This is a genomic window from Secundilactobacillus pentosiphilus (assembly GCF_002217985.1).
GTDB classification, from domain to species: Bacteria; Bacillota; Bacilli; order Lactobacillales; family Lactobacillaceae; genus Secundilactobacillus; species Secundilactobacillus pentosiphilus.
On record NZ_BCMI01000025.1, the window covers coordinates 18140 to 34705 of the forward strand.

Below are 16566 nucleotides of genomic sequence, written 5' to 3' on the forward strand. Positions count from 1 at the left end.
GGTTTTATGGCGGACTATATTCACGAAATCAGAGCGTTAGTCGGGCATCGGCCGATGATTTTAAATACGGCAGCCGGCGCACTTTTAGACGATCATAATCGCTTGTTGTTGCAGGAACGGGCGGATACTGGCGGCTGGAGCTTTCCTGGCGGTTACATGGAATTTGGCCAAAGCTATGTCGAAACCTGTAAGCGAGAGTATCTTGAAGACGCAGGCATTGAAGTCGAACCCCTCAAGTTACTCCGGATATTTGATGACGATTTTTACACTTATCCAAACGGCGACCAAACACAGCTTATCACCGCCTTGTATTTAGTTCGTCAAACGGGCGGCAAACCGCTGGATCACGTGACCGACGAAACCAAGCGGGTTAAATATTTTGACTTGGACAAAGTGCCAACCTTATTTAACGGTCAGTCGAATAAAATGGTTCAAGCTGTGATCGATGAGGTGAATTCATGGCAGGCCGGCTAGACTTAGCGCCACACCAACCTCAACAAAAAAGCGGCTGTGTGACTCAAGATCATACGGCAATCGTGGCTGCTGATGGTCAACCAATTGCTTATGTAGATGCGCTGACCGGCGTAACGGTGAGTCGAGAAGTGACCGATGACCAGGGGGCGCATTTTTATCAGTTAGCTAGTGGCCGTTATATCTTGAAGAATGCGGTGACCCTTGATCCTGACTTGTGGCATATGGCACTTGAAAAGGGTCAGCAGCCACTTAACTTAAACGCGGAAAACATCAACCAGCTTTGGTGGCAGATGCCAAACGGCTGCGAACCGGCGGCCTTACTAGAAGGCTTGCACGTTAAGGGCTACGCCACTGAATTTGATTACTTGAGCTTTTTAAAAACGATGCCAAGGGCTGCGGATTACAATCCCTATCATGGTTTTGGCGGGGAGCCGGATCAAGACGTTGCCGGACACTTCGAAGCAATTTTTCCGGTACCGTTAGTATCATGGGGCAAAAACTATGCGCCCGTTAGTGACGTGAGCGGGATGACGGCTGAGGAGATGCCGTCTTTATTACAACAAAAAAAGCCCATAGTGGCGTACGTCACCGTGGGTTTTGAGACCCCGGAATGGGGCCAATATTCATTTGGTCAGGCACTAAGCAATAATCACGCGGTGCTTGTTGATGGCTTTTTTGGTGAGCTGCTGCACGTTTCGGATCCCATTGACGGTCGTTACTGGCTGAGTATGACCCGCTTTAAAAAAGCGTATGACGCCCGACATTGGGCCGTTAAAATCGGTTAAAGGCCCAGCTGGGATTGCAAACGCGAGATGTCGGGATCGTGATGCTCGTCCTGATAGGCCTGCAGTGCATCGTGAAGGCTCAGACGAGGCTTACCCTTACGGTCCGTGACTGTGGTGGCGTGCGTTAGCACACTCAAAACGGCTTCTTCAACTACGGAAACGGTCATCCGGAAATAACGGTCGATTTTGTCGTCACTGATGGCAGCTTGAGATGTGAGTTCGGTCTTAGGATAGTGTGCCACCCGGTTAGCCGTTGAAAAGGCGACTACGATTTCACCGCTGCCGTTACCGATAAACGCGCCAGTCCGGGTGATACCGACACTGGCCCGTTTAGCAATGCGGGTCAGTTGGCGTGAATTAAAGGGGATATCGGTTGCTAAAACGGTAACGATACTGCCCTTTTCTTTTTGCTTTTTTTCAGCGTTAAAGGCGTCTAATTTTTCACCCACCGGGACGTTATAAATATTGAGGTCACGCAGAAAACCGTAGTTGGACAGGACCAGGGCGCCCATCGTAAAGGGCTTGCCGTCGATCTTGATGACCCGGCTGGCGGAACCAATCCCGCCCTTAAGGTCGTAGCAGCTCATGCCGACGCCGGCGCCCACGGTGCCCTCATCAAATGATTTGCCCGTGTGATGCAGGGTGTTTGAGACGTCTTCTTTGGTAATGAAAATATCGCGAATGTCGTTGATGTCACCGTCATTGCATTCCAGGATCACCGGATTGACCGTGCCGGTGGTGTCGCCAATCGCCGTATTTTCTGACATCATTTCTTCAACGAGGGCTGTTTCTGCGTTGCCGACTGCGAAGGTGTTCGTTAACACAATGGGTGTTTCCAGCGTGCCCAGTTCGTTGATCTGAACCAGACCGGTGCTTTTGCCAAAGCCGTTGATCACGTGGGCGGCAGCTGGCAGCTTCTTTAAAAAGACGTTGTCGTTAGTAGGCCTTACAACGGTGACACCCGTATGGTGGGTACCGCTATTGAAAGTTGTTTGACCGACTGAAACACCGGGTACGTCAGTAATCAGGTTTAACGGGCCACGAACGGTGTCAGTACTTATTTTATCGAGAAAGGGTTTTGTGAGTCCCAAAATAGTGCCTCCTTTAATTGAGTGACTGTTGGGAATTTTTTAAAATGATAAAACAGTGAGATAATCTAACTCATTATAGCAAGTATTCTTTGAAAATGTCACAGTTTACTGGTAATGGCGGCTGGATTTTAACCTTACTGGCAGGCCTTTTTACAAATGAAGGAGTAAAGCACAACATTGATGACAAAATATGTTACAACTAGAACAATTAAAACGAAGGGGGAATTTGATGCTGAAACAAGACGGACATTCACACACGGAATTCTGTCCCCATGGCAGTGGTGATGACGTGGAGTTAATGATTCAAAAGGCGATTCGGCTGGGCTTTAAAAGCTACAGTATTACGGAACACGCACCGATGCCGCCGGCCTTCAGAAAAGAGTATGCCGGACTGGAAACGGGGTATACTGAAGCGTCAATGGCAATGGATGATCTGCCGGCTTACTTCAAGAAGGTACGGCAGATGCAGGTGAAATACGGGTCGCAAATTCACATCAACGTTGGCTTTGAAGTAGACTTCTTGCCCGATCACGTGCAGTGGACACGGGATTTCCTAAACGAATATGGCCCGCAGACAACGGATAGTGTGCTCTCGGTTCATTTTATGCGGGGAACTGACGATCAGTTCTGGTGTGTCGATGATACTTTGGCGGACTTTAAAAAGGGGTTGTTAACGCAAGCCGCGGACGGCCAAGCCCTTTACCGCCAGTACTTTAAAGCGCTGATCGAAGCTGTTGACGCGGATCTGGGACCGTATGGGCCTAAGCGAATCGGGCATATTACACTGATCAAAAAGTTCCAGGATTACTTTGGGCTGCCGCGTACTTATGATAACGAGACTCAAAAGGTGATCACGGCATTACTGCAGGCTGTAAAACGGCGGGGTGATGAGCTTGATTACAATGCTGCCGGCCTTTACAAGGAATTTTGCAACGAGACTTATCCGGATTGGGAGATCCTCAAGCAGGCACAGCAAATGCAGATCCCACTGGTTTACGGCAGTGATGCCCATAGTATTAAAGAGGTGGGCCACGGTTATCATACGTTAATGGCTATGATAAATAAAAAATAATTTAATGGTCAGGAGACTTGCTGCATTGGGCAGAAGGGCAGTTGCTTAAAACGTGATGCCCAAAATAATGAGAAATTGCGTTGACAAATTAGAATTTGGTGTTAAATTATATACAACAATTAAAACTGAATGACAAAATAAGTTGTGATTAGAAAAAGTAGTTGAACACCAATGCGAAGAGAGCTTGGGCTGATGGAATCCAGGTGATTGGGACAACGAAACACCTCTATGAACTGATCAGCTGAATCAAAGTAAGCTGCTCCGCATGTTTAGCGTTATCAGGGTTACCTTAACTGTTCTTGAAGTTTCTTCAACGACTAGTTATTGGCAACGTAAGGCCGTCATCGTGAGGTGGCGACAAATTGAGGTGGAACCGCGATGAAATCGTCCTCGTAAACTAACTAAGTTAGTTTGCGAGGACTTTTTGTTTGATCAGGAAGGAGAGCAACATGATAAAAAATCGAAATTTACCCAACGGAACGCGGGATGAATTTGGTCCGCGAGCGGCCGTTAAGGAAAACATTTCAACCCAGCTGTTTTCAATCTTCAAGCAGCGTGGCTTCACCAAGCTGACGACACCGATCCTTGAATACGCTGACGTTTTTAAACCGTTGAACCTGGACAATTACCGGCCCTATCAGCTGCTTGATGAACAGGGAGAAGCGTTGGTATTACGACCTGACTTGACGTTACCGGTAGCACGGATGATGAGTACGACGGGAGTTGAGCTACCGGTTAAGTGGTACTACGGCGGCGACGTTTTCCGGGTGAAAAAGCAGTTGTCCGGTAGCTATAACCAGGTCACGCAAGCTGGCATTGAATTAGTCGGATACAGCAGCCTCAAAGGTGAACTGGAGTGCTTGACCATTGCACTGGCTGGTTGCCAGGCTAACGGGATTAAAGAGATGACCTTGGAACTGAGTGATGCCAGATTCGTGGAAGGGGTCTTAGCAGCCCTGCCAGTGCCCCAACCGACTAAGATAGCACTCAAGCAAGCGCTGTTTGCTAAGGACTTAACCGTCTACAACCAAATTTCGGAATTATTAGCAGATACCGAATTTGGCGAGTTCTTAAGCGAATGGCCTTGGCTGTTCGGCGATTTCGATACGGTGATCAAAGTGGTTCAGAAGCTGCCGAAGATCCCGCAAGTGCAGACGGTGATCAAAAGCCTGAATGCCGTTAATCAGTTTATTAAACAAATGGCACCGGAACAGCGAGTGGTGCTTGACCTGAGTATTCCGTCACCGCAGAGTTATTACACCGGCATGGCGTTCCGCGGTTATACGCAAAACGCATCGGATTACCTATTTAGCGGTGGCCGTTATGATGATCTGCTGACCAGTTTCCAGCAGATCAAAGAACCAGCCGTTGGCCTCGCGTTTGACGTTGACGCGCTGGCAGACCGGGTGCCGCTGCCAAAGCAGTCGAAGCAAACGTTGATCTACTTTAATTCGGATCAGTGGCAGGAAGCTGAAACAGTCCTGAAGCAGACGCCTAACAGCACCCTTTGCCTGGCTGATAGTCGCGAAGAAGCTAACCGGATCGCCGTTAGCAATAATCAGCAGCTGTTAGATTTAACGAAAGAAGGTGAGTAAATGCCAATTAAAATTGCTTTAACCAAGGGCCGGGTGGAAAAACAAGTTGTCCCCTTGCTGGAAGCTAGCGGTATTGACTGCAGCGGCATTCGGAATAAGGGACGGCGGTTGATTTTTGACGAAGATCCGGTTTACGAAACGATTTTAGTTAAAGGCCCGGACGTACTCACCTATCTCAATAGCGGATCCGTTCATTTGGGAATCGTCGGCAGCGATATTTTAGCAGAACAGAATAATACCCAGTACGCGATGCTCGACCTGGGTGTTGGCCGCTGCCGATTTGTTCTGGCATCTACCAGTGACTTTGATCCTCAGCAAGTTCGCCGAAAGATCATCGCAACGAAGTATCCCAATATTACCAAACGGTATTTTCAAAGTATCGGTGAAGATGTTGAGATCATTCGGATCGAAGGCTCGGTGGAGCTGGCACCGTTGATTGGCTTAGCGGACGCCATCGTGGATATTACTGAGACCGGGACCACGCTGCGTGAAAATAATTTGCACGTCTACGCGGAACTGCAACCGGTAAGTACCCAGCTGGTAGTGAACCGGCTCGCCTTGAAGCAGTATCATTCAGAAATCAGAACGTTAGTCGAAAACTTACAGCAAGCCAAAAATAAATTAGGAGTGAAGGAATAATGAAAATTTTAAAAAACCAAACTTTAGATGAATTACTCAAACAAGTGGACCGTCAAACTGATCAGCAAGCCAATCAGCCAGAAGTTGAAGCAACCGTTTCAGAAATTATTGCAAACGTCATTAAAAATGGTGACAAAGCTTTAAAGGAATACAGCCGTAAGTTCGATAAGGTTGAGCTGGACGACCTGCGCGTACCGCAAAAAGACATTGACAATGCTTATGAAAACGCCGATCAGGACTTACTCGACGCTTTGAATCTAGCTAAGAACAATATTGTCAGTTACCACAAGAAGGAGATTCAAAACGGTTTTGTTGATGCTGAGCAAAAAGGTGTTGTCCGGGGTGAAAAGATTACACCGTTAGCTGCTGTGGGCCTATACGTTCCCGGTGGCACTGCCGCTTATCCATCATCTATCCTGATGAACGTGATCCCAGCCAAGCTCGCTGGCGTCGGCAAGATCGTCATGGTGACACCGCCGCAAAAAGACGGGATTGGCCAAGCCGTATTAGCTGCCGCCAAGATTGCCGGTATTGATGAAATTTACCAAGTTGGCGGTGCCCAAGCCATTGCTGCTTTGGCATACGGGACCGAAAGCATTCCGCGAGTGGATAAGATTACGGGTCCTGGTAACATCTTCGTTGCTGTGGCCAAGAAACAGGTCTTTGGTCAGGTCGATATCGATATGATCGCTGGTCCATCAGAAATTGGGGTGATCGCGGATGATTCTGCCAATCCAAAAGAAGTCGCGGCTGACTTGCTTTCTCAAGCTGAACACGACAAGATGGCGCGGCCAATGATGGTCACACCTAGTGAAAAGTTTGCCCAAGCTGTCAGCGATGAAATGGATCGTCAGGTCAAGACCTTACCACGTGAAGAAATTGCCAGTGCCGCGGTCAAAAACAAGGGCTTTATTGCGGTCGTTGATGATATTGATGAGGCCTTCACCGTCATGAACGCCATTGCACCGGAACACTTGGAGATTGAGCTGGAAGATGCTATGCAGTATCTCAATCAAATTAAGAATGCCGGTTCCGTCTTCTTGGGCTTCAATGCGTCAGAACCCGTGGGCGACTATGTTGCGGGTCCTAACCACATTTTGCCAACTGGCGGAACTGCACGGTTCTTCTCGCCACTGGGGGTTTCCGACTTTGTTAAGCGGACGCAGTTTGTGACTTACTCAAGGGAAGCCTTGAAGAAGGAAGAAAAGGCCATTACGACGCTTGCACGGGTTGAAGGCCTTGAAGCCCACGCACGTGCCGTTGAATCACGGTTTAACTAGGGAGGCCCACAATGAGAGAAGCAACGGTTAAACGTAACACTAACGAAACTCAAATTGAGCTTAGTTTGAACTTAGATAATTACGATACGATCAGTATTGATACCGGGATCGGCTTTCTGGATCATATGCTGGATGCCTTTGCCCGTCACGGCCGGTTTGGCCTGATTGTTAAGGCCCATGGTGATTTAAACGTTGATCCGCACCACACGACTGAAGACGTCGGTATTGCTTTAGGCATGGCGTTGAAGCAAGCTTTAGGCGACAAGGTCGGCATTGAACGTTTCGGTTCGGCGCTGATCCCCTTAGACGAAACCTTAAGCCGGGTCGTCATTGATTTGTCCGGACGCAGCTACCTCGTGTTTAAAGCTGAACTGACGAATCCTAAGCTGGGCGATTACGATACCGAAGTGACTGAAGACTTCTTTCAGGCCTTCGCGTTTAACGCTGAATTAAACCTGCATGCAGAAGTCTTATACGGCAGAAACACCCACCATAAAATTGAAACGTTATTTAAGGCATTAGGTCGGGCACTTCGAGCAGCAGTGACCATTAATCCGGAGATCAAAGGAGTGCCGTCGACTAAGGGAGTGATTTGATGATTGCGATTATTGATTACGACACGGGGAACACCAGAAACGTCAAAAAAGCCATGGACTTTCTGGCCATTCCCAATACGCTGTCAGCTGACCCAGACGTGATTTTGAAGGCTGACGGGTTGATCCTGCCAGGGGTCGGTGCGTTTGGCAAGGCGGTTGAGGCGTTGAAAGCACGTGAGCTGATCCCGGTTCTTAAAGACGCTGCCCAAAGCGGGATGCCCATTTTGGGAATCTGCTTGGGAATGCAGCTGCTGTTTGACCGCAGCTTTGAATTCGGTGAAACGGCCGGGCTGGGATTGATTCCCGGAGAAGTCGTTGCGATTCCCGAAAATCTCGGCGTTAAGGTACCGCACATGGGCTGGGATCAAAACCAAGTGACGCAGTCAGATCCGATTGCGGATGGTTTTGATCAGCAAGCGACCTATTTTGTTCATTCTTACTACGTCAAAACTAAGCCGCAGTACATTTTGGCGGAAAACGATTATGGCATCAAGATGCCGAGTATCGTGCGTAATCAAAACGTGATCGGTATGCAATTTCACCCAGAGAAGAGCGGCCGAATCGGGTTAAACGGCTTGGCCGCGTTTAAGGAGTTGGTATCTAATGGAAATTATTCCCGCAATTGATTTAAGAAATCAGCAAAGTGTGCGCCTGTATCAGGGCGACTTTGAGCAGACGACCGTGATTTCACAAGATCCGCTAGCCCAGGCGAAGCAGATCGAAGCGGCTGGTTTAAAACGGCTTCACTTGGTTGATCTAGACGGCGCTAAGAGCGGCCGGCCAGTCAACCGGGATCTTATCAAACAGATCTGTGCGGAAACCGGTTTAAAAGTTGAAGTGGGCGGCGGTATCCGAACATTAGCGCAAATCAATGGCTACCTGACCAGCGGCGTTTCGAGGGTGATTCTGGGTTCCGCGGCCCTCACTGATCCTAAGTTGGTCCAGGAAGCCGTCAAGCAGTTTGGCAACGACCAAATCGTTGTTGGTATCGATGGCAAAGATGGCAAGGTGGCCATTTCCGGCTGGCTCGAAGAAAGCGATGTGGCCATGAGTACGCTGATGACTTCCATGATCGCGGTTGGCGTGGTGAATTTTGTGGTAACGGATATTACCAAGGACGGTACGCTAAGCGGCCCGAACGTTAAGCTGTTAGGTGAGCTGCAACGGGCCTTTCCAACCACCCAAGTGATTGCTTCTGGCGGTGTTACAACGGTTGCCGATTTGAAGCGTCTTGCTGATGATGGTATTCAATCAGCTATCGTCGGCCGGGCAATGGCAACCGGTGATCTACCGTTAAAAACGTTGGCGGAGGTGTCAGCCGATGCTAGCTAAACGAATTATTCCCTGCCTGGACGTTGATCATGGCCGGGTCAAAAAGGGCGTTAACTTTGTTCATTTAACCGATGTCGGCGATCCGGTGGCGATTGCGGCCGCTTATGAAAAACAGGGTGCCGACGAGCTGGTCTTTTTAGACATCACGGCAACTAACGAAAAGCGGCCTGCCATTGTGGATACCATTGAAAAAGTTGCCGGTCAAGTTTTCATGCCGCTGACTGTGGGCGGTGGTATTCATAGCGTTGACGATATGCAACGGCTGCTGAAGGCTGGCGCGGATAAGGTTGCTGTGAATTCGGCGGCCGTTCGTGATCCGTCACTGATTTCCGCAGGAGCCGAAAAATTTGGCGCACAGTGCATTGTCCTGGCGATCGACAGTAAGTGGGATCCTAAAAAGCAGCGCTACACGGTTTACGTCAATGGCGGCCGTGAGGCGACCGACTTAGACGTGATCGAATGGGCCAAACAGGGTGTGGCAGCCGGTGCTGGCGAGCTGATGGTGACCAGCATGGATAAAGACGGCACTAAGAGCGGCTTTGACATTCCGCTATATCAAGCCCTGACAGCAGCTGTGCGTGTGCCAATTATCGCGTCGGGCGGCTGCGGCAAGATTACGGATTTCAACGATGTTTTTAAACAAACGGATGTTGATGCAGCCTTAGCAGCCTCAGTATTTCACTTTGGTGAGTTTACGATTCCGGACGTTAAGGCGGCGTTAAAAAAGGATGGAGTGACAGTACGATGACGTTGGTACCAGATTTTGATAAATACGCGGATGGCCTTGTACCGACCATCGTTGTGGATGATAAAACAAAGCAGGTTTTGATGCTGGCTTATATGAACGAAAAAAGTTACCAGTTAAGCTTGGAAACGAACCAAACTTGGTTCTGGTCTCGCAGTCGGCAAGAACTTTGGCACAAAGGTGAAACCAGTGGGAATACACAGGAGATCGTGGCCATCCAGATCGATTGTGATGAAGATACCTTATTAGTGCGTGTTGATCCAGCCGGCCCAGCGTGTCACACGGGCCATACCAGCTGCTTCTATCGTGATATTGAAACTCATTCAGCAGGAGGAAAATAATATGCAAGACTTAGATGAACTTTATCAATTGATTTTAGACCGTAAAAAGAATCCTAAAAAGGGGTCATATACCGATTATTTGTTCACAAAGGGCTTGGACAAAATCTTGAAGAAGGTCGGCGAAGAGTCGACGGAAGTCGTTGTGGCAGCTAAGAACGATAGCGACGATGAATTTGTTTACGAAGTTGCTGACCTGGCTTATCACGTGCTGGTCCTTATGGCTGACCGCGGCATCAGTGTTGATCAGATCAAACGGGAGCTTGCTGAACGTGAAGGCCTGATGAGTAAAACTAAGGAACGCCGGGATATTAAAGATCTTTAGGAGGAACGCGAATGGTCAAAAAAACGATTGAAAAACTGAAGCCGTACATTCCGGAAAAGACAATTGCAGAAATGAAAAAAGAGCAGGGATTAACCAAACTAGTCCGCCTGTCAGCAAACGAAAATGCGTGGGGAACTTCCCCTAAAGTTGCGCAGGCAATCATGGACTGGGGCGTTAAGGATGCTAATCGTTATCCGGACAGTGAAGTAACCAGTTTGCGGCAGGCAATTGCCAACGGTCTGAACGTTGATCCGGAGGCGTTAGTTTTCGGTGACGGGTTGGACGAAATTATCCAGTTATTGTCCCGAACGCTGCTTTCACCTGGTAATGAGGTGATCTTAACCCAGCCGACTTTTTCTGAATATGCCCTTCACGCTAAGATTGAGGGTGCCAAAATGGTTGATGTGCCGGTAGACGCTTCTGGGACGACTGATTTAAGTGGCATTCTGGCAGCAATCACACCGGCAACTGAAATGGTTTGGCTGTGTAATCCTAATAACCCAACGGGAACGTATGTCACTCACCAAGCCATTGCAGCCTTTATGGCGAAAGTGCCAAGTTCGGTCACGGTGATCGTCGATGAAGCATACATTGATTTTGTAACGGCTGAGAAGCAGACTTCAGTGGTTGACCTGTTGCCAAAATACGATAATTTAGTGGTTTTGCGGACGTTCTCCAAAGTATACGGTTTAGCCAACTTTCGGGTCGGCTTTGCAGTAGTTGCGCCTCAGCTGGCAAAAATACTGCAAACGGTACGCTTGCCGTACAATCTAAGCACGTTTGCAGAAATTGCAGCGGATGCGGCCTATTCTGATCAGCAATTTGTTCGACGGGTCGTCAAAACGGTTGCTGATGAGCGTCAGAAGTGGATGGACTTTTTCGAAGAGCACGGCTTAATGAGTTATCCGTCACAAACCAATTTTGTCTTTTTTAAGGTTGATCACGCGGCGGAACTTAGTCAAAAGCTCCTTCAAAATGGTTACCTTGTGCGTACCGGTCTAGGTCATGATTGGTTAAGAATTACGGTTGGTCAGCCGGCTGATAATCAGGCAGTTCAAAAGTTGATTAGTGAATTTATTAAAAAGTAATAATTATAAAAAAGTGTTACTAATCCTGAAAAAATAACGGATTTAGTAACACTTTTTTATTGTTATAACGTACCTGATATTGTTAGAATAAAGGTGGAGTTTTTATAAATCTATGACAACACATGTCGGATAATTTCAAAGAATGCGAATACGGTTAGGAGGAACGGAGTATGGCACAGACTGCATATATTTCGCTGTCTTGTCTGCCATTACCAACTTTTGTTGAGGGGCGCCGGGTTGAACTTCAGCCTGATGGCAATAAAGTGAAACAGGTCCACTTAGAGTACTTTGTGTTCGCTTTCGTACGCAAAGGACGCCTCACTATCGTGCAGGATGGCGTTGAACAGCAGGTTGATGAAGGCGAGATCTTCATTATGACGCCAGGATATCATAAATACGTGTGGTGGTCTGATGAAGAGACAGTAAAGCTAGACTGGATATACGCCTATGTTGCTGGCGACTGGCACGTACAATCATCATTAACACCAGCAAAGAATTCCATGAAAACGTTAATGCTTCATCCGCCGGTACCGGTACAGACGTTGTTTTTAATGCAGCAGCGTTTGATCGATGAGCCCGAGAAGGTCTACCCCATGGTGGACCAATTGGTCTCCAAAGAACTAAATTGCAATTCTAAACAATTTTTTGAATCCCAGGAAATTTTCATTAAACTATTGGCTTGTCTGCAAACGCAGGACAATGCCAAAAATGAGCTGACTCAGCTTTCTTTGGCAATTCAGAAATTTTTGAAAAATAATTTCAATCAGAAGATTACCGCTGCTACGTTAAGTGAGCACTTTGATGCGCGGCCCAACTATATTGTGCGGGTGCTACGACAAACGATTGGGCTATCGCCAGCGGAGTTTTTGATGCAGTACCGGATGGAAGAAGCAGCTCAATGGCTTTTAAATACGGATGCCTCGGTAGAAGATATTGCGCTGAATGTTGGGTTTCAAAACATCTATTATTTTTCAACGTCGTTTAAGAAGTACACGGGCGTTTCACCGACGAAGTATCGTCAGAACGTGAAATAAGCATAGTGACAGGGGAGTTTAGAGAACTCGCAGACGCCAAACAACGCCATCTTGATTTCAAGATGGCGTTGTTTTTTTGGACATATTTAGGTCACGCTGAGACCGGATAAGCCAGATTATGATAACAAAGTTAAAAATTGCTGTGAAAACCATTGATATATTCTTATACTGATGGTTTAATAGGAGCATTAATATTTTAATTGCTTTCTAATTTTACTACATAGTTCTCATAGAGAGCAGCAAAAAGAGAGGTCATACATATGGAAAGTACACAAGCAGCAACTGACACTGAGGAAAAAATGTCAGTGATGGATTATGTTTATAAGGTTTCAGCTGGCGTTTCAAACGCCGTTTTGGTCATGTTAGGGATTGGGCTGTTGACACAGTCGATTGCTAACTTTGTTCATTGGACAGCTTTATATCAAGTCGGCTCCATTGCCCAATGGTTACTGGCACCCGCATTTGGTGCCGCAATTGCGTCACAAATGAGGGTCAACACACTGGTACTCTTTAGCGCCATGATTTCATCGACTGTCGGTGCTAATGCGGTTTACTTCACAGGGGCGTCAATGCACGCTGCGACCGCAACCGGAAATCAAATGGTTGAGGCGGCTCAATCAGGGATCTTCACCACTGGGCAACCCATCAGTGCCGTTGCAGCCGGGCTGGTTGCCGTATTGGTTGGGAAGTATTTAACTGGTAAAACGCCGCTGGATATGATGCTAGTACCATTAGCAGCGACTTTGGTCGGGTCGATTGCCGGTCTTGGACTCGCCAGTGTTACCACGCCCGCTTTGAACTGGATGAGTGCCTTCATTGCCCAATCAATGCAGGTTAACCCCGTTGTTGGTTCCGTTTGTGTTTCACTTGCCTGGTCACTGTTTTTGATGACGCCGGCATCGTCGGCCGCGCTGTCAGTTGCCGTTATGCTGTCACCTTTAGCAGCCGGTGCGGCTTTGGTTGGTACTACCGCCCAATTCGTTGGCTTTACAGCTATCTCGTGGCGGCAAAACGAACTTGGAGCTAACATCGCTCAAGGAATTATCACACCTAAGGTACAATTTCCGAATTTGTTGAAGAATCCGCGTTTGGCAATTCCATCCTTTATTGCTGCCGGGGTTTGTGCACCGCTGGCAACCGTCTTCTTTGGCTTTAAAGTGCCCTTTACACTTGGTGGCTTGGGGCTAAATTCACTGATTGCGCCGATCAACTTGGCGTCAAGCAGTATGCCAATGTTCATTGCCTACATGGTCATGGCAGTTTTGGCACCAGCAGTTATCTCACTTGTCGTATACCGGTTGCTGGTTGCGGTTGATTGGGTTAAAAGCGAGCAGCTTCATTTGGAAATCGTTTAAGTTTCAATTAGGCACAGAAAAATTAAAAGGCTGTGACACAACTCGGTAGATCCCAGAATATAACACTCAAAACACCATTCCGATAATTTTATCGGGATGGTGTTTTTGTCAATGTAGAGTTAATATACAAGTTCTTTTAATTTAAGGATGACGTTTTTTCCGGTAGTAGTAAATGAATCCCAATAAGGAGACGACGATGACAGCCACTATGATAACTACGGAAGCTTCTTCAAACCAGCCTAAGACGACTTTCCAGTGAGTACCAGCTAGTCTGCCAGCGGTGATCAGCACGGTGTTCCAGATCAGGGTTCCCAGCGTTGATAAGCTAACAAACGACCAGAAAGGATATTCAGCCATCCCTGCTGGAATGGAGATCAGACTGCGTACTACCGGAACAAATCGGCCGTAAAAAATAGCAACGTTGCCGCGTCGATTAAAGAAGTTGCCGGCACGTTCAATGTCTGCCTGTTTTAAGCGAAGCAAACGGCCCATACGGGTCTCAACGAAGCGGTCCAACCGTTCCACAGAGACCAGCCGGCCAACGCCGTACAAGATGATGGCGCCAAGTATCGAACCCGCTGTGGCAGCTAGAATGGCCCCCCAGACGGTCAGATGACTGGTCAGGGTTAAAAAGCCGGTAAAAGTAAGCACGACTTCGGAAGGGATGGGTGGAAACACGTTTTCCAGAGCAATTAAGAAAACGATTGCCAGGTAACCGTATTGATCGATGAGTGTCATGATGGTTTGAGTATTCATAGGCGCTCCTTATAACGTAGTCAGGGACTATCTTTTAGTTTACCGAAGTTTTGATGGCTTGGTCAATCTTGGTGATCAGGGCTTGGGTATTCTTAAGAATTCAAGTCGGGGATCACCTGCGACGGATTGTTTAAAAGCCGAACGCGTAAGGTGCCGTCAATGTGTCTAAGGTCAGCCAAAAGCTGTGTCGTTTGACGTGCGTTAAAAGAATCAGGTGACGGGGCAACGTTGACTAGCATATAGCCGTAATCATTGCGAATATTACTGATCATTTCAAGTGTTGATACGTGGTACTGGCTCAGAATAGTAGCAACGTCATTCCAAAATGAGGTTCGTGATCTGAAGAAAATGGTTAGCCGGTAAGGACTGTTAAAAGGTAAGTCGGCGGTTGGAAAGTTAACGGAAGACCGAATAATCCCGGTTTCCAGAAAATCCCGGGTGTTTTGCAGTGTTAAGTTAGCACTTTTAGACAGTGCTTCCACGGTATTGCCACCTAGGTGCGGTAACGTGATCACGTGTTTTTGGTCCTTCAGTTCCTTGGCTGGGAAATCAGTGATGTACTGCTGAAATTGTCCCTGATCCAGCGCGGTAATGGCTGCTTGATTATCAACCAGTTCACCGCGGCCAAAGTTCAGGAGAATGGCGTTTTGCCGCATTAATCGAAACTGATTCGTACCGATGATCCCCTTAGTTTCGTCAGTTAAGGGTAACAGAAGAACCACAAAATCGGCTGCCGCGACAACTTCATCGACGGTTTCTAATTGCTGGACGGCCTGCAGCTGTTTGGGGCTGCGATTATAGCCCACAACTTGCATGCCTAAGTGATAGCAGCTATTTGCAAGCCGCTGGCCAATTGCGCCCAGGCCGATGATGCCGATGGTTTTACCGAACAGTTCGTTGCCGATGAACTGGTAACGGGTGGCTTCTGCTTGAGCCTGAAGATCATCACCCGTCAGTGAGGCCGTATGCTCAATAGCTGCCTGTAGTGGCCGTGCGGTAGCAAACAGGGCTTGGATCACCAGTTCTTTGACGGCATTGGCGTTAGCACCGGGTGTATTGAAAACGGCGGTGCCGTTGCGCGTGCAGGCGTCAATATTGATGTTATTAGTGCCAGTGCCTGACCGTGCGACCAGCAGCAAGTGCGGGGTGATCAACTGGTCGGGGACCTTCGAGCTGCGGACGAGGATCGCGTCGGGAGTGCTGGTATCTTTAAGCTGGAAGACATTGTCAGCAAATTCACTGACATCAAATTCATCGATTGCTTTTACTTGATAGATATTTTTAGACATATTTTTCCTCCAAAATTAACGTCGAATTTCGAGTATAATAGGTTTAAGATTCAAGTCAGGAGTGAGGGTTATGCATATCAATTACGTGGAACTTTCAAAGGATCATCCCACCATTGGTGAGGGCGGTCAAATAAAGGACACCAAGTTCGGCCAATACGTTGAAATTGGCAGTCAGAATTTTATCGATAATACCACTATCGATGATTATACCTATACGGGTCAATTATGCTTTATCCAGAACAGTGAGTTGAAAAAATTTATCAGTATGGCTGCGATGGTTCGCATCGGACCAACCAATCATCCTTATAATAGACCAAGTCAGCACATTTTTGCATATAATGGGGCAGGTTATGGGTTTGGTGAGCCTGATAAGGCGTTTTTGCAGAAACGTCGGCAACTCAAGACGGTGATCGGCAACGATGTTTGGTTAGGCCATGATGTGGTCGTTCAAGCTGGCGTGACCGTTGGCGACGGTGCCGTTGTCGGCGCAGGCGCGGTAGTCACCAAGGACGTTGAACCCTACACGATCATTGGCGGGATTCCCGGTAAAAAAATCAAAGATCGTTTCCCTGATGAAATCAAAGCTGATCTGGAAAAAATTGCCTGGTGGGATTGGTCGAGAAAACAGCTCGAAGCTAATTACGCGGATTTTAGATTGCCGATTAAAGAATTTGTGGCCAAGCATTTGAAGTAAAAGAACTGAGAAAGGAGCCCTAGCGAATGACGTGTACCCAAAAAGTTGGAACTAAATAGTTTTATTCTTCTAGGCAAC

The 16566-nt window shown here is 47.7% G+C and carries 19 protein-coding genes and 1 other annotated feature; of the genes, 16 read left to right on the top strand and 3 right to left on the bottom strand.

The window, feature by feature from the left end:
* Nucleotides 1-6 precede the first annotated feature (6 nt).
* On the top strand, nucleotides 7-474 hold the full coding sequence (locus CES81_RS10490) for an NUDIX hydrolase (RefSeq protein WP_089121717.1): 468 nt from the start codon (nucleotides 7-9) through the stop codon (nucleotides 472-474).
* A complete protein-coding gene (locus CES81_RS10495) occupies nucleotides 459-1259 on the top strand; it encodes a C39 family peptidase (RefSeq protein WP_225356385.1) in 801 nt (266 codons plus the stop codon). The genes CES81_RS10490 and CES81_RS10495 overlap by 16 nt, the downstream gene beginning before the upstream one ends.
* Here the strand turns inward: CES81_RS10495 and CES81_RS10500 are convergent.
* Nucleotides 1256-2350, bottom strand: coding sequence for a DmpA family aminopeptidase (locus CES81_RS10500; RefSeq protein WP_089121718.1), 1095 nt, complete (start codon nucleotides 2348-2350; stop codon nucleotides 1256-1258). The genes CES81_RS10495 and CES81_RS10500 overlap by 4 nt on opposite strands.
* Nucleotides 2351-2579: 229 nt before the next feature.
* Between CES81_RS10500 and hisJ the strand changes: the two genes are divergently transcribed.
* The 13 genes from hisJ to CES81_RS10565 all read left to right on the top strand — a co-directional run bounded on the left by hisJ (nucleotide 2580) and on the right by CES81_RS10565 (nucleotide 13749).
* Complete coding sequence (gene hisJ, locus CES81_RS10505) at nucleotides 2580-3422, top strand: histidinol-phosphatase HisJ (protein WP_089121719.1); 843 nt, start codon at nucleotides 2580-2582, stop codon at nucleotides 3420-3422.
* Between the two features lie 135 nt (nucleotides 3423-3557).
* Nucleotides 3558-3817: a binding site (T-box leader), on the top strand.
* Between the two features lie 54 nt (nucleotides 3818-3871).
* Nucleotides 3872-5017: an ATP phosphoribosyltransferase regulatory subunit gene (locus tag CES81_RS10510; protein WP_439951293.1), complete on the top strand. Its 1146-nt coding sequence runs from the start codon at nucleotides 3872-3874 to the stop codon at nucleotides 5015-5017.
* On the top strand, nucleotides 5018-5656 hold the full coding sequence (hisG, locus tag CES81_RS10515; RefSeq protein WP_089121720.1) for an ATP phosphoribosyltransferase: 639 nt from the start codon (nucleotides 5018-5020) through the stop codon (nucleotides 5654-5656).
* Nucleotides 5656-6936: a histidinol dehydrogenase gene (gene hisD / locus CES81_RS10520; RefSeq protein ID WP_089121721.1), complete on the top strand. Its 1281-nt coding sequence runs from the start codon at nucleotides 5656-5658 to the stop codon at nucleotides 6934-6936. Before hisG ends, hisD begins: the two co-directional genes overlap by 1 nt.
* Nucleotides 6937-6947: 11 nt before the next feature.
* A complete protein-coding gene (gene hisB / locus CES81_RS10525; protein ID WP_089089190.1) occupies nucleotides 6948-7532 on the top strand; it encodes an imidazoleglycerol-phosphate dehydratase HisB in 585 nt (194 codons plus the stop codon).
* Nucleotides 7532-8158 carry an imidazole glycerol phosphate synthase subunit HisH gene (hisH, locus tag CES81_RS10530; protein WP_089121722.1) on the top strand — a complete coding sequence of 209 codons (627 nt, stop codon included), beginning with the start codon at nucleotides 7532-7534 and terminating at the stop codon, nucleotides 8156-8158. The genes hisB and hisH overlap by 1 nt, the downstream gene beginning before the upstream one ends.
* Nucleotides 8136-8864, top strand: a complete 729-nt coding sequence (gene hisA, locus CES81_RS10535) for a 1-(5-phosphoribosyl)-5-[(5-phosphoribosylamino)methylideneamino]imidazole-4-carboxamide isomerase (protein WP_089121723.1) — start codon at nucleotides 8136-8138, stop codon at nucleotides 8862-8864. Before hisH ends, hisA begins: the two co-directional genes overlap by 23 nt.
* Complete coding sequence (gene hisF, locus CES81_RS10540; RefSeq protein WP_089121724.1) at nucleotides 8854-9612, top strand: imidazole glycerol phosphate synthase subunit HisF; 759 nt, start codon at nucleotides 8854-8856, stop codon at nucleotides 9610-9612. Before hisA ends, hisF begins: the two co-directional genes overlap by 11 nt.
* 2 nt (nucleotides 9613-9614) lie before the next feature.
* Entirely contained in the window at nucleotides 9615-9950 is a 336-nt protein-coding gene (hisI, locus tag CES81_RS10545) for a phosphoribosyl-AMP cyclohydrolase (RefSeq protein WP_089121730.1), read from the top strand.
* Between the two features lies 1 nt (nucleotide 9951).
* Nucleotides 9952-10272: a phosphoribosyl-ATP diphosphatase gene (hisE, locus tag CES81_RS10550; protein ID WP_089089194.1), complete on the top strand. Its 321-nt coding sequence runs from the start codon at nucleotides 9952-9954 to the stop codon at nucleotides 10270-10272.
* Between the two features lie 11 nt (nucleotides 10273-10283).
* Nucleotides 10284-11360, top strand: coding sequence for a histidinol-phosphate transaminase (hisC, locus tag CES81_RS10555; protein WP_089121725.1), 1077 nt, complete (start codon nucleotides 10284-10286; stop codon nucleotides 11358-11360).
* Between the two features lie 170 nt (nucleotides 11361-11530).
* Entirely contained in the window at nucleotides 11531-12394 is an 864-nt protein-coding gene (locus CES81_RS10560; protein ID WP_089089196.1) for an AraC family transcriptional regulator, read from the top strand.
* Between the two features lie 260 nt (nucleotides 12395-12654).
* A complete protein-coding gene (locus CES81_RS10565; RefSeq protein ID WP_089121726.1) occupies nucleotides 12655-13749 on the top strand; it encodes a PTS sugar transporter subunit IIC in 1095 nt (364 codons plus the stop codon).
* 141 nt (nucleotides 13750-13890) lie between these two features.
* Here the strand turns inward: CES81_RS10565 and CES81_RS10570 are convergent, their stop codons facing one another.
* Together CES81_RS10570 and CES81_RS10575 are read right to left on the bottom strand one after the other, a co-directional pair.
* On the bottom strand, nucleotides 13891-14505 hold the full coding sequence (locus CES81_RS10570; RefSeq protein WP_089089198.1) for a DedA family protein: 615 nt from the start codon (nucleotides 14503-14505) through the stop codon (nucleotides 13891-13893).
* 92 nt (nucleotides 14506-14597) lie between these two features.
* Nucleotides 14598-15794, bottom strand: coding sequence for an NAD(P)-dependent oxidoreductase (locus CES81_RS10575; RefSeq protein WP_225356386.1), 1197 nt, complete (start codon nucleotides 15792-15794; stop codon nucleotides 14598-14600).
* 70 nt (nucleotides 15795-15864) lie between these two features.
* On the opposite strand from CES81_RS10575, the gene CES81_RS10580 reads away from it, so the two are divergent.
* Entirely contained in the window at nucleotides 15865-16488 is a 624-nt protein-coding gene (locus tag CES81_RS10580) for a DapH/DapD/GlmU-related protein (RefSeq protein ID WP_089121727.1), read from the top strand.
* Nucleotides 16489-16566: the final 78 nt, after the last annotated feature.